This is a genomic window from Arthrobacter sp. SDR-2R (assembly GCF_057747955.1).
Map to the genome: position 1 here is coordinate 185,032 of NZ_CM173231.1, position 13,388 is coordinate 198,419.

At 67.7% G+C, this 13,388-nt stretch carries 11 protein-coding genes; 4 read left to right on the forward strand and 7 right to left on the reverse strand.

Annotated features, from left to right (window positions below; genetic code table 11):
* Positions 1–56 precede the first annotated feature (56 nt).
* Both AC3ANU_RS00900 and dacB read right to left on the reverse strand, forming a co-directional pair.
* Positions 57–1,187: a zinc-dependent metalloprotease gene (locus AC3ANU_RS00900; protein ID WP_026265930.1), complete on the reverse strand. Its 1,131-nt coding sequence runs from the start codon at positions 1,185–1,187 to the stop codon at positions 57–59.
* A gap of 162 nt (positions 1,188–1,349) precedes the next feature.
* Positions 1,350–2,873 carry a D-alanyl-D-alanine carboxypeptidase/D-alanyl-D-alanine endopeptidase gene (gene dacB / locus AC3ANU_RS00905; RefSeq protein WP_488315252.1) on the reverse strand — a complete coding sequence of 508 codons (1,524 nt, stop codon included), beginning with the start codon at positions 2,871–2,873 and terminating at the stop codon, positions 1,350–1,352.
* Positions 2,874–3,028: 155 nt separating this feature from the next.
* Between dacB and AC3ANU_RS00910 the strand changes: the two genes are divergently transcribed.
* The 3 genes from AC3ANU_RS00910 to AC3ANU_RS00920 all read left to right on the forward strand — a co-directional run bounded on the left by AC3ANU_RS00910 (position 3,029) and on the right by AC3ANU_RS00920 (position 5,794).
* A complete protein-coding gene (locus AC3ANU_RS00910) occupies positions 3,029–3,517 on the forward strand; it encodes an inorganic diphosphatase (RefSeq protein ID WP_018770264.1) in 489 nt (162 codons plus the stop codon).
* A 176-nt stretch (positions 3,518–3,693) separates the two neighbouring features.
* On the forward strand, positions 3,694–5,037 hold the full coding sequence (locus AC3ANU_RS00915; protein ID WP_488315253.1) for a carboxylesterase family protein: 1,344 nt from the start codon (positions 3,694–3,696) through the stop codon (positions 5,035–5,037).
* A 4-nt stretch (positions 5,038–5,041) separates the two neighbouring features.
* Complete coding sequence (locus AC3ANU_RS00920; protein WP_488315254.1) at positions 5,042–5,794, forward strand: DUF429 domain-containing protein; 753 nt, start codon at positions 5,042–5,044, stop codon at positions 5,792–5,794.
* A 7-nt stretch (positions 5,795–5,801) separates the two neighbouring features.
* Here the strand turns inward: AC3ANU_RS00920 and AC3ANU_RS00925 are convergent, their stop codons facing one another.
* Positions 5,802–8,243, reverse strand: a complete 2,442-nt coding sequence (locus tag AC3ANU_RS00925) for a phosphoketolase family protein (RefSeq protein ID WP_488315255.1) — start codon at positions 8,241–8,243, stop codon at positions 5,802–5,804.
* Between the two features lie 223 nt (positions 8,244–8,466).
* Here AC3ANU_RS00925 and AC3ANU_RS00930 point away from each other — a divergent pair, with 223 nt between their 5' ends.
* A complete protein-coding gene (locus tag AC3ANU_RS00930) occupies positions 8,467–9,066 on the forward strand; it encodes a hypothetical protein (protein ID WP_488315256.1) in 600 nt (199 codons plus the stop codon).
* A 52-nt stretch (positions 9,067–9,118) separates the two neighbouring features.
* Here AC3ANU_RS00930 and AC3ANU_RS00935 read toward each other — a convergent pair whose 3' ends face one another.
* The 4 genes from AC3ANU_RS00935 to serS all read right to left on the reverse strand — a co-directional run bounded on the left by AC3ANU_RS00935 (position 9,119) and on the right by serS (position 13,341).
* The gene (locus AC3ANU_RS00935; protein ID WP_134165316.1) at positions 9,119–9,703 is read right to left on the reverse strand and encodes a histidine phosphatase family protein; all 585 of its coding nucleotides are present in this window, start codon (positions 9,701–9,703) and stop codon (positions 9,119–9,121) included.
* A gap of 62 nt (positions 9,704–9,765) precedes the next feature.
* On the reverse strand, positions 9,766–10,659 hold the full coding sequence (locus AC3ANU_RS00940; RefSeq protein ID WP_268002418.1) for an HAD family hydrolase: 894 nt from the start codon (positions 10,657–10,659) through the stop codon (positions 9,766–9,768).
* A gap of 195 nt (positions 10,660–10,854) precedes the next feature.
* Positions 10,855–11,922, reverse strand: a complete 1,068-nt coding sequence (locus AC3ANU_RS00945; protein WP_488315257.1) for a hypothetical protein — start codon at positions 11,920–11,922, stop codon at positions 10,855–10,857.
* A gap of 138 nt (positions 11,923–12,060) precedes the next feature.
* Positions 12,061–13,341 carry a serine--tRNA ligase gene (gene serS / locus AC3ANU_RS00950; protein ID WP_488315258.1) on the reverse strand — a complete coding sequence of 427 codons (1,281 nt, stop codon included), beginning with the start codon at positions 13,339–13,341 and terminating at the stop codon, positions 12,061–12,063.
* Positions 13,342–13,388: the final 47 nt, after the last annotated feature.

The following is a 13,388-nucleotide window of genomic DNA, read 5'->3' on the forward strand; positions in this document are numbered from 1 at the left end:
CGTGGCCCGGCGGTGCCGGCAGGCCACTCAGTCCCGGGTACAGGTGTGTCCGTCAATCAGTGACCCATCCGCTCAAGCCACAGCTTGGCGTCGTGGATTTCGGGCTCGGTAGGCAGGTGGTCCACGGACTCCCAGACTTTGTTGAAGCCGTCCATTCCGGCCACGTCCACCACGGCCCGGACGAAGCGGGCGCCGTCGGAGTACTGGCGCATCTTGGCGTCCAGGCCCAGGAGGCTGCGGATGAACTTCTCGATCACGCCCCGGTCCTTGCCGCGGTCGTTGAACCGCTGCCGGATGGTCTTCACGGACGGGACGATGCTGGCGTCGACGGCGTCCATCACCACGTTGGCGTGCCCTTCGAGGAGGCTCATGACGGCGGTGAGGTGCGAGATGGCGGCCTTTTCCTCCGGATCCTGCAGCAGGTCCAGAATGGCGCCGCGGCCGGGAGTGTTTCCGGTGGCGGAGCGGTCCTTCAGGGAGCGGGCAGCAGCGGTGGCGCGCTCCATCAGGGTGTCGACGTTGCCCAGCAGGTGGCCGCTGAGTTCGTCGATTTGTTCCAGCATGTGGTGCCGCAGCCAGGGGGCGGCCGCGAACTGGACACGGTGGGTTTGCTCGTGCAGGCAGACCCAGAGCCGGAAGTCCTCGGGCGTGACGTTGAGTTCCCGTTCCACCGACACGATGTTGGGGGCCACCAGCAGGAGCCGGCCGGCCGCGGGAGCCGTGGAGTTTTCTGCCAGCGCCGCGAAGGGATCGTACTGGCCCAGGACCTTGCTGGACAGGAAGGCAAGCACGGCGCCCAACTGGCTGCCGGTGATGGCGCCGCTGACCTGGGCGGCAGCGGGGCTGAGGCTTCCGCGGCGGCTGTCCAGCATCTTCTGCATGGCGGGTTTGAGCATCACCGCGAAACTCTGCGTGTTGGCTTTGGCCCAGGACGCGCGGTCCACCACCAGCACCGAGGAATCGCGAAGGTCGCGCGCCGCCTCCAGGCCGGTGATGTCGTGCACGTGCGGAACGGAAGCGTCCGCCAGCCGTCGAAGGCTGTCCACCGCTTCCCCGATGGCCTTTTCATCGAGCTCCGGCCCGGCGGGAGCCAGCCGCGCTGCGGCAGACGCAGCGAGGTCCCAGTTGATCAGGGACTGGGCTGTTGGGGACAACGTCGATGCGGATTCGCGCGCAGTGGACTCCATGGTTCCCATCAGAACACAGCAGGCTGGGGATCGTCCTTAAGTTCGCTGACCGGCGAACTTGCACAGCCCCGGCACAGGAGGCCAAAAGCGCCGTCCCAGTCCAGGCCGGCACGTTGGAAGTGCAGGAAGAATCCCCCTCATGGAGTACCAATGGCAGCCGTGCTAGCGGCAGCCGCAGCCCGCCAGCGCCGTGGCGGCCCGGTCCAGGGCTTCCTTGTTGCCGGCCGCGCCCGGGGTCAGGCCGTTGCCGATGAAGGAGAAGACCAGGAGCCGCCCGTCGGAGTCCACCACATATCCGCTCAGCGCCAGAACGGTGTTCAGTGTCCCGGTCTTGGCGCGAACCAGGCCGGCACCGCCGGACGTGGTGGCATCCCCGTAGCGGGTGTCCAGGGTTCCTGACAGGCCACCAACCGGAAAGCCGTCCAGGGCGACCCGCAGCCTGGTGTCGGCGCCGGTGGTGATGGCCAGCACCACGTCAGTGAACTGGCGGGCCGCAACCTGGTTGCCCATGGCCAGCCCGCACACATCCACCAGCTTCACGGCGTCAGAGGGGATGCCCGCTGCCGCGAGTTCGGCCGCGACCACGGCCGTTGCACCGTCATTGCTTCCGGGCCGGCCGGTGGCCAACGCGGCCATCCGGCCCATGGTTTCGGCAAGGTAATTGTCAGATACCTGCAGCATCAGGTTCACCTGCTCAGCCACGGTGGCCGATTGCACGGCCGCCAGGGCTGGGGCGGCGGCTTGGGACGCGCCGGGTGAGCGTTCGACGCCGGCCGCCACGGTGAGGCCGGCCCCGGCACCTGCCGCACGGAGCCGGGCCGCGAACTCCTCCGCGGCGGTTATGGCGGAATCCTGGGGCCGGGGGCCGGTGGTGACGGCGGGGTCGAAGCGTGCAGAGTTGAGGGCCAGGGGGTACAGCGGCGCTATTTCGCCCGCTTCCACGTCGCCGCTCTGCCAGGCCGGATTCAACGCCGCGCCGGTGAAGAGGGAGTCATCCACCACTACCTTGATGTCTCCCGTGGTTCCGGCGGCCTGCAGGGCCTGCACCGTAAGGGCGGCAAGGGTGGCAAGGCCGGCGTGGCCCATAACCTGGTCCGGCTTCGACTCCCCGGCGGCCAGGAGGACGTCGCCGCCGCCCACCAGCACCACCTGCCCGGCGGCGGAGCCCGGCACCACCTTGGTGGCGAAGCGGTGGTCCGGCCCCAGGGTGCGCAGTGCGGCCACCGCCGTCAGCAGTTTAAGGTTCGACGCCGGCACCCGGCTTTCCGCGCCGCCCCGGTCAAAGAGGACCTGGCCCGTGAGCGCGTCCTGCACCATGCCGGTGAAGGTACCGCCGCCGTCGGCCTTCAATGCCGGGTCCACCTGGGCTGCCACCGCTGACGGAAGGGGCACTGGGGCCGACTGCTGAAGCGGGGCGAGCGCCTGAGGGGCGGACAGGGTGGCGGGGGCCTGCTGCCAGGCGGGGGGCGCCGGGGCGGATTCGGGGGCTTCCGCACCAAAGACCCCGGGGCCCAGGAATCCGGGGGCCACCAGCAGGGCTCCCGGGAGGGCGAGGACAAGCAGGATCAAGGCCGCCAGGGCCAGGGGCCAGGGCTTGCGCGGCCCTTCCGCGGGGGTCCGGCCAGGGCTGCCGGGGCGCCCGGACCGGTGCGCGCGCAACGGTTCCTGGCCGGTTGTTTTGGTCATGCTGGTGCTGGTCCTCAAGTCCTGAAATTTCCCCACAAGTTCCTGATTCCAGGGCCTCTCGCTATATCCTCAATAGTAGTCGGCGGCACCGACACTCTTTTTTGTGGGCCCGTCAAGTGTGCCGCGCACCCCCTGCAATTGCCGAGGAGCATTCCATGAAGCACGACGTGACCATCGAGATCCCCAAGGGATCGCGCGTCAAGTACGAAGTTGACCACGAGACCGGCCGTGTCCGCCTGGACCGCGTCCTCTTCACCTCAATGCAGTACCCCACGCACTACGGGTACTTCGAAAACACCCTCGGCGAGGACGGCGACCCGCTGGACGCGCTGGTGCTCCTGCAGGACTTCGACCTGCACCCCGGCGTCATCGTCGAGTCCCGCCCCATCGGTGTCTTCAACATGACGGACGACGGCGGCGGGGACGCCAAGATCCTCTGCGTCCCCGTGGATGCCCGCTTTGACCACATCCAGGAAGTCAGCGACGTCAACGAATTCCTGATCAAGGAGATCGAGCACTTCTTCACCCGCTACAAGGACCTGGAGCCCGGCAAGTGGGTCAAGGCCGAGGGCTGGGGCGACCGCGCCGCGGCCGAAGCCGAGCTGGAAGCCTCCATCAAGCGTTACGTGCCCGCGTCGCACTAGTTCCACGTCGCACTGGTTCCACCGGCGCACTGGTTCCACCGGCCCCCGCCTTTGGGCGGCCAGGCCCTGAATCCCCGTCTGCCGGACAAGTCCCCGCTTCATGCAAGGGGGATAGGTCCGGGAGGCGGGGATTTGTCGTTGTCCCCACAAAGGTAAATCTGTGGAATCGTGGGGCTGTGAGTTCTGAGCCAGCACTGACTTCCCAGCTCTTGTTCCATCCGCCCTGCGGCCCTGTCGCCGGCTGGCGGGACGGCGAGGTTAGCCGCGCCACAGGGATCCCGTACGCCGAGGCCGCCCGGTTCCAGCCGCCCGTGCAGGTCCCGGACTGGACCTCCGAGCTGTCCGCCACGTCCCTCTCCCCTGCCTGCCCCCAGGCGCCCGTGCCGTTCCTCGACGACGTCCTGGGCACCAGATACGGGGAGCTTCCGGGGAGCGAGGACTGCCAGAACCTTTCCATCACCCTGCCCGGCGACGTCAGGCCGGACGAAAAGCTGCCCGTCATGGTCTGGATCCACGGCGGCTCCTACACCACCGGCTCCGGGGACCTGGCCATCTTCGACCCCGCCCGGCTGGTGGCCGAGAACCGCGTCATCGTGGTTTCCGTGACGTACCGGCTGGGGCTGTTCGGGTTCCTGGCCACACCCGCGGGGCGTCCCGGCAACCTGGGGCTCCTGGACCAACTGGAGGCATTTCGGTGGGTGCGGCGGAATATCCAGGCCTTTGGCGGCGACCCCCGCCGGGTCACCGCATTCGGCCAGTCCGCCGGTGGTGACGCGATCGCCCACCTGATGGCCACACCCGAGGCGCCCACCCTCTTCCAGCGCGCCATCATCCAAAGTGCACCGCTGGGCATCACCCGCGGGCGGGCCAAAATGAACCACGCCATGGGCATTGCCGCCGAATCGGTCACCGAACAGACACCGGCCATGGACGTGGTGGCGGTCGAGGAACAGGTCACCCAGGTGGCCAAAAAGTTCGGCATGCTGGCCGCCATGCCCTTTGGCACACAGTACGGGCACGATCCACTCCCGGAGGAAGCCGGGATCGAAGCGGCGTGGGACCGGACGGCGCCCGGCATCGAGGTGCTGATCGGCCATACCTCGGAGGAGGCGCGCCTGTTCCTTCCCCGCAGCCCCCGACTGATGCGGCTGGCCGGGATCCCCTTGGTGGGTCAGCACGCCGTGCGTGCCATCGACTGGGTGGTCACCGAAACCGTGTACGGCCGGGCAACGCGCCGGTTCGCCCGGCGCCACGCCAAAGCGGGCGGAAAAGCCCACCGGTACCTCCTGACCTGGCATGCCCCCGGCAACATCTTTGGCGCGGCCCACACCGTGGACCTGCCCCTGCTGCTCGGCACCAGGGAAACATGGGACGGGGTGGGACTGATCGCCGGCGCCCGCTGGGAGGACGTGGAGGCGGCTGGCCGGAAGGTGCGGGCCCTGTGGGCCGGTTTCGCCCGCGGCGCCGACCTTGGGAAGTCCGGCGGCATCACCGGAGTCCTGCAGTATCAGGCAGCCTGAGAGCGTGAATACGCTGGGCGTGGACCTGGCGGCGGCCACCAGGAAGACCGCCGTCGCGGTGATCGAGTGGGAGCCAGATGCGGCCCGGCTCACCCACCTGGCCCTGGACGTGGACGACCAGGACATCGTGGAGCTGTTCGGCTCCTGCGACATGACCGGCGTCGACTGTCCGGTGGGCTGGCCCGACGCGCTGATCCCGTTCCTTACCGGCCACCTGAACTTCGACGCCGATCCCGTCCTCGAGTACGACGGAATTGCCGGCCGGAGGCTGCTCGCCTACCGGGACACCGACCGCTTCGTCACGCGCGAAACCGGGCTGATCCCGCTCAGCGTCTCCGCCGACCGGCTGGCCCATCCTGCCATGCGCTGCGCCGTGATCCAGGCAAAGATCGCCGCGCTGCACGGCCCACAGGCGCGTGACGGCTCAGGACGCCTGGCCGAGGTCTACCCGGCAGCATCCCTGAAGATCTGGGGCCTGAACGGGCGCGGCTACAAGGGCCGGGGCGTCCCGGAAGCCGAACGTCTCGGCCTCCTGCTGGCGGCCCTCGAAGAGCAGGCGCCATGGCTGGACCTGGGCGGGCACCGGGGCACGCTGGCCGGTTCGGACGATCTCTTCGACGCCGTCATCGCTTCCCTGACCGCCCGGGCCGCCGCCCGTCGTCGTACGCTCTTGCCGGACGGTTCCCATGCGCAGGCAGCGCGCAGCGAGGGCTGGATCCACCTGCCCTCCTGCACGCTGGACGAACTCCGCAACTAGGTGGGGGTCAGCCGCCCAGCTTCCAGTTCCGGATCTCCTCCGGGTCCTCGCCGTGGGTGCGGGTGTGCTCGCGCGCCCGGTTGCGGCGGTCCTGCAGGTCCTGGCGCAGGAGCGAGTGCTTCTCAGCCAGGCCGGGTACCCGGTCGATCGCGTCGATAGCCAGGGTGAACCGGTCGATTCCGTTGAGCATGGCCATGTCGAACGGTGTGGTGGTGGTCCCCTCTTCTTTATAGCCGTGCACGTGGAGGCCCTGCTGGTTGGTCCGCCGGTAGGCGAGCCGGTGGATCAGCGCCGGGTAGCCGTGGTACGCGAAGATGACCGGCTTGTCGGCGGTGAAAATCCCGTCGAAGTCATGGCCGGGGAGGCCATGCGGGTGCTCGCTGTCGTCCTGCAGCCGCATCAGGTCCACCACGTTCACCACCCGCACCTTGAGTCCGGGCGCGCCCTTCCGGAGCAGTTCGGCGGCCGCCACGGTCTCCACGGTGGGGACGTCACCGGCGCAGGCCAGGACGACGTCGGGCTCCTCGCCGGGCACCTCTGAACCGGCAAACGTCCAGATCCCCAGGCCGCGGCGGCAATGGTTGGCGGCATCGGCCGGACCGAGCCAGGTGGGTGAGGGCTGCTTCCCACTCACCACGATGTTCACGTAGTCCGTGGAGGCCAGGCAGTGCTCCATGACGGAGAGCAGGGTGTTGGTGTCCGGCGGCAGGTAGACCCGGATGACCTCGGCCTTCTTGTTCACGGCGTGGTCGATGAAGCCGGGGTCCTGGTGCGAGAAGCCGTTGTGGTCCTGCTGCCACACGTGCGACGACAGCAGGTAGTTCAGGGATGGCACCGGCTGGCGCCAGTGCAGCTTCCGGGAGACCTTCAGCCATTTGGCGTGCTGGTTGAACATGGAGTCGACGATGTGGACGAAGGCCTCGTAGCAGTTGAAGACGCCGTGCCGGCCGGTGAGGAGGTACCCCTCCAGCCAGCCCTGGCACAGGTGCTCGCTCAGCACCTCCAGGACCCGGCCGGAGCGCGCAAGGTGCTCGTCGACGTCATCGATCCTGTACTGCCACACCTTGTCGGTGACCTCATAGACGTTCTGCAGCCGGTTGGAGGCCGTCTCGTCCGGGCCGAACAGCCGGAAGTTATCCATGTTCTGCGCAATCACGTCCCGCATCCAGGATCCGAGCGTAACCATGGGGCTGACCCGCTCGGTGCCCGGGCTGGGAACCTCCACGGCGTGGTCGCGGTAGGCGGGCAGCTTCAGCGCGCGCCTCAACAATCCGCCGTTGGCATGCGGTGTGGCACTCATGCGGAAGTCGCCCGTGGGCGCACCTTCGGCGACGTCGGGCCGGAGCCGGCCGTCGCCGTCGAACAGTTCCGCCGGCCGGTAGGACTGCAGCCACTCCTCCAGCTGCTTCAGGTGCTCGCCGTTGGTGCGGACCTCGGACAGCGGCACCTGGTGGGCCCGCCAGGTGCCTTCCACCTGCAGCCCGTCAACCATGCGGGGTCCGGTCCAGCCCTTGGGCGAGCGCAGCACGATCAGGGGCCAGCGGTGTCCGCCCTCCCCCGCCTCTTCACCGGAAGCGTCCCCCCGGTGGGCATCCTGGATGGCCTTGATATCCGCCAGGCACCGGTCCAGGACGCCGGCGAAATCGCGGTGCGCCTTTTCGGTGTCGTCCGGGTCCGCCACCGTGACGAAGTACGGTTGGTGCCCGTATCCGCGCAGCAGCTGCTCCAGCTGGTCCTGGGGCATCCGGGCCAGGATGGTGGGGTTGGCAATCTTGTAGCCGTTCAGGTGCAGGATGGGCAGGACGGCACCATCCACGGCGGGATCAAGGAAGTTGTGGGAGTGCCAGCTGGCGGCCAGCGGACCGGTTTCCGCCTCGCCGTCGCCAATCACCACAGCGGTCACCAGCTGCGGGTTGTCGAACACCGATCCGTACGCGTGGGCCAGGGAGTACCCCAGCTCCCCGCCTTCGCTGATGGAGCCGGGGGTTTCCGGGGCCGCGTGGCTGGGGATTCCGCCGGGGTAGGAGAACTGCCGGAAGAGTTCGGCCAGGCCTGCCTCGTCATTGCCCACGTGGGCATAGATTTCCGAGTACGTCCCCTCCATCCAGGCATTGGCGACGACGGCGGGACCGCCATGGCCGGGACCGGCGACGAAGAGCATCTCCAGGGAGTCGCGGCGGATCACGCGGTTCAGGTGGGCGTAGACGAAGTTGAGTCCGGGGGTGGTGCCCCAGTGCCCCAGCAGGCGGGACTTGGTGTCCTCTGCCTGCAGCGGTTCCCGCAGCAGGGGGTTGGACCGGAGGTAGATCTGCCCCACGGAAAGATAGTTGGCGGCCCGCCACCATTTGTCGACGAGGCCCAGGTCTTCCTGCCCCGGCCCCTCCTGCCGTGCGGCGCCCTGCTGCACGTCGTCCTGCTGCATCTCATCCTGCCCAGTGCTGCCGGCCATAACCATCCTCACGTCGGGTGTGCCGCTGCAGGCGGCCGTTCCCCCATGGCAACAGATGGAGGGGCAGGCAGGCAAGCCCCGCCGTCGGGCTTTCCGCTCTTGCCACCCAGCGCCAGCCGGCATGGGCTCGCCCGGGCCGGGAAAATCTCCTGCCCCAACCGGCAACCGGGCCCTGCAATCGGCCGTTCCGTAGTTCCTACTTCCGGGTAGTGTGGATCCAGAAATGTTCACGTTGACCATCAATCAGACGGACAGCCGGCGCGACGGCGACCAGGTGCCGCAGCTGCTCAAGGCGCTGCGGCACATCCCTGCGCGCCTGGACTTCGACCGGTCGGTGGAGGACGAAGTCCAGGGAATCGTCGACTGCCCGCAGCAGGCCGTGGATGCCGCACTGATCGCACTTCGCAGCGGGCACTGGTACGTGGGGATCGGCGCGGGGCCGGTAAATGAGCCGCTGCCCAACCAGATCAAGGACGCCTCCGGCCACGGTCTGGTGTACGCGCGCCGGGCCGTGGACAGGCTCCGCAGCAGCAAGGAGCGGATCCCGTTGGCGGTGGAAGGACCGCTGGCCGATGTCGCCCACGACGCCGAGGCCATCCTCAGGCTGCTGGGCCATATCGTGCGTGACCGTTCCGATGCTGAATGGCGGGTGCTGGACCTGCTGACCCCCGGTGTCCGGGGGCAGCAAAAAGCCGTGGCGCAGGAACTGGGCATCACCACCCAGGCCGTCAGTAAAGCGGTGGCCCGGGCGCAGTGGAACGAGGAGCACGGCGCCCGGCCCGCAGCTGCCAGGTTGCTGGCACTGATCCTCGAAGCCCGGTAGCCAGCTGACTGTCCAGGCAGCGCTCGTTAGCTACCTTCCGGGGCCGGCCGGCCTAGTTGCCGGCGGCTGCCATCACGGGCTCGCCGTTGAAGTACTCCAGTTTCCAGCCGTCCACCGCGTGGTGGTGCGCCAGGTTCAGCACCGCGTTGTCCACGCTCGCCAGGGTCTGGCCAATGGCCCGGCTGAGGCTCACGCGCAGCAGGGTGCCGTGGGTGACCACCAGCAGCCGCTGGCCGCGGAACTCCTCCGCCAGCGCCTCAAGTGCGGCAAGGCCGCGGTCGGCGGCCTCGTCTTCACTTTCCGCGCCCTTGAAGCCGCCCGGAATGCGCAGCGCGTCCAGTTCGGGTCCGGCCTGCATCCCTTCGGCCGGGCCGAAACTGCGCTCGGTGAGTTCCGGAACGCGCCGGGAAACCGCCAGCCCGAGCCCTTCGGCAATCAGGTCTGCGGTTTCCGCGGCACGGCTGAGGGGCGACGAAACGATTGCGTCCCATTCGTACGGGGCAAGGACGGCGACGGCGTCCCTCGCCTGGCCGCGCCCGACGTCGTTCAAGGGGATGTCGGTGGCTCCCTGCAACCGGCGCTCGGCATTCCAGTCGGTCTGGCCATGGCGGACGAGGGCGAACGTCGTAAGGGTCATGCTTCTATTCTGCCTTGACCCAGGACGCGGTCCGGAATCGGGACGGACGGAAGTACCCCGGCCTAGAGGAGGCTGCGCAGCACGTGGGCGGCGCCGTCGTCGTGCACTGAGTGGGTGACCTCATCAGCGGCGGCCACCACCTCCGCCGGAGCCTGGCCCATGGCTACACCCCGGCCGGCCCAGGTGAGCATCTCGATGTCGTTCCGGCCGTCACCGACGGCGACGGTGAGGTGCTCTTCAAAACCAAGGCGGACCCGAAGGTTTTCCAGGGCGCTGGCCTTGGTCACCCCTGCGGCAGCGATATCCAGCCACGCAGTCCATCCCACCGAATAGGTCACTCCCGCCAGGCCCACGTGGTTGATGGCCTCGTTGAACTCCTCCGGCGTGTTTTCGGTGCTGAAGACCACCACGCGGACGGCGGTGGCTTCCAGCATGGTGTGGAAGTCCACGCCCACGGCCTCCACCCCGAAGCTGGCGTCCTGGAACCGCTCGGTGGAGAGGAAATTGCCGTCGGCATCCTCGAGTGCGTACTTGGCGGACGGGAGGCGCTCCCGGAGCGCACGCAGGGCCGGAGCGGGATCGAACGTGGCCTTGTGGATCACTTCGTAGCCGTTTTCGAGTTCCGGGTGGAGCCGGAGCGTTACGCCGCCGTTGCAGCAGACGGCGTATCCGCGCTCGATTCCGATCTTCTCGATGATGGGAAGGGTGGCGTTCAGGGAGCGGCCGGTGGCGATCATCACCTCGTGCCCCGCTGCAACCACGGCCTGGGCGGCTTCCCGCACACCAGGGGACATGTGGCCGTCGTGGTTCACCAGGGTGCCGTCCACGTCCAGGGCGACCATGAACTTCTGGTCCACAGCGGCGAAGCCGAGGGTGTTGGTGTTGGTGTTGTTGTTCGGATTGTTGTCTCGCCGGTCATCGTTGCCGGCGACTGAGGTTTCAGTCAGCGTTGTCATCCACATAGTGAACCAGACGTAACTGACACGCGCTAGGACGCAGGACACAGGTTTATTGAACTGTTGGTAAACACGGCGGATTCCCACATCCCGGCGGTCCCTCGCGCAGCAGATCCCCCTGGGCGGACGAGTCCCCGTCTTCCCTGGACCAACAGTCCTCACCTCGTTCGCACATCCGTGCCTTCACGGTTCTGATTAGCGAACCAGCTTCTGATTCGCGGGCGAGGACGTGCCGCAGCCCGGGCGGAGTCCGGTTGCCAGGAGCGGGCGGAGTCCGGCTGCCAGGAGCTTGCACCGCAGCCGGCCGGGGTCCGTGAGGTCAGCCCATCGCCAGCGAACAAAGCCGTGGCCCAGCGCCCGGATCCGGTCCTCGCGGAGCTTCTCCCGATATACGGCCTCGTCAGCCGTCATCCCGTCACGCAGGGCGGCCTGGACGTACTTCCCCTTGCCGTCGAACTCACCCACCACCCCCTGGGAAGGCCACCAGAAATCGCTCCTGCCGATGAAGCCGTTGCCGTCCTTAAAGACGTGTTGAAGTTCGGGCTGTTCGAAACCAAGGAACTCAAAGATGGCCCGGCTGTACGACTCCCCAACGGACTCCGGCTCGGGGCTCGCCAGGGCAGCGACCCGCTCCGCGCGGCGCCGGGCAGCCGCAGACGGAAGAGCCGCTATGCCGGCGGCAATGCCCGGCACGGACAGAAGGCTGGCACCACGATCCACAAGGCCGTCGGCCAGGAGTTTGCGGGCGGCCCCGTCTGCGAGTACCAGTGCCTGGCTCAGGTTCGTGGAGGAAATGACATCCACGGTGGTCTCCATGAGTCCTGTGCAGAGGAACTCCCCATGGCGGACAGGTTCCAGCACGCTCTTGAGCCGGTACCTAAGCGGATAGGAACGCGTGCGGCGCACGTCTTGGGCCGTTCCGTCCCCGCCCAGGACCAACAGCGGCGATTTCCTGATGCCGCTTCGGCCGGGCAAGGCAGTCGCCAACTCCACGCACGGTGGCGTTCCCAGCGTCGGCAGACCGCTCGCCACCGCTGCCGTTTGCCCGCACAAAACGGCACCTTTGACCGATCTGGCGAGTGACGTCGTCGTCCATGCGAAGCGCCGGGACGGCAGCGCGTTGAGCCAGTCCTCGGTGGAGACGTAGAAGCCGCGCCGAATCCGCACCAATTGCCCTGCTTTGAAGGCGCGGTGCACGCCGTCGGTGCCGGCGCCCGTGCGGAGAATGGCGGCAGTATCAATCAGTCCGGGTGGCATGTCCATTCCAACAGGATGTTGGACCATGGAAGCGCGGTCACCGGTCCGCTGCCTGTATGTGGACAAGCGACCGTCAGGCCTAAGCATGTTCGCGGATCAGAACCATGAAGGTCCTGATCCGCGAACAAGCTTATGAAAGGTCCTTTAGGGGACCGGCAGGACCTCGAGGCCGCCCAGGTACTTCTGCAGCGCCTTGGGCACGTTGACGGAGCCGTCCGGGTTCTGGTGGTGCTCCAGCAGCGCCACGATCCAGCGCGTGGTGGCGAGGGTGCCGTTCAGGGTGGCCACTGCCCGGGTGCCCTTGGCGACGCCCTCGGAGTTCACCACGCGCTCACGGATATTCAGGCGGCGCGCCTGGAAGGTGGTGCAGTTGGAGGTGGAGGTCAGCTCGCGGTAGGCGCCCTGCGTGGGAACCCAGGCTTCGCAGTCGTACTTGCGTGCGGCGGAGGTGCCGAGGTCACCGGCAGCGGTGTCGATCACGCGGTACGGCAGTTCGCACTTGGCCAGCATTTCCTCTTCCCACGCCAGGAGGCGCTGGTGCTCGGCGGCGGCCTCTTCAACAGTGGTGTAGATGAACATCTCCACCTTGTTGAACTGGTGGACGCGGATAATGCCTCGGGTGTCCTTGCCGTGCGAGCCGGCCTCGCGGCGGTAGCAGGAGCTCTGGCCGGCGTAACGGATGGGGCCCTTGGAGAAGTCCAGGATCTCGTCTGCGTGGTACCCGGCCAGGGCAACCTCGGAGGTGCCCACCAGGTACAGGTCGTCTTCGGCGAGTCGGTAGATCTCGGCGTCGTGCTTCACATCGAAGCCGGTCCCCTGCATGGTCTCGGGACGCACCAGCGTGGGGGTGATCATCGGGACGAACCCTGCCTCGATGGCCTGGTCCATGGCCATCTGCAGCAGGGCCATCTCCAGCCGGGCACCCACACCGCGCAGGAAGTAGAACCGGGCACCAGAGACCTTGGCACCGCGTTCCATATCTATGGCGCCGATCAGCTCGCCGATCTCCAAGTGGTCGCGCGGCTCGAAGTCGGGGAATTCGCGGGGGGTGCCGACGGTCTTGACCACCACGTAGTCGTCCTCGCCGCCCTCGGGCACGCCGTCCTCAATAAGGTTGGGGATGGTGCGCAGGAGTTCTTCCTGCTTGGTCTGCGCGGCATCGGCCTCGGCAGACGCAGCCTTAACCGAGTTGGCGAGCTCCTTGACCTCTGCCAGCAACGCCTGCTTCTCTTCACCCTTGGCCTGCGCCACCTTCTTGCCGAACACGTTCTGCTCGGCGCGGAGGTTTTCAAAGCGGATCAGGGCAGCGCGGCGGGCGGAATCCGCGGAGATGATCGCGTCCACCACTGATTCGTCCGCGCCACGGGCACGCTGGCTGGCACGGTATTTCTCCGGGTTTTCGCTGAGGTCTTTTACGTCGATCACCACACAAGGGTATCCAATACCGCGCACGACGGCGGGCGGCAGGGTGC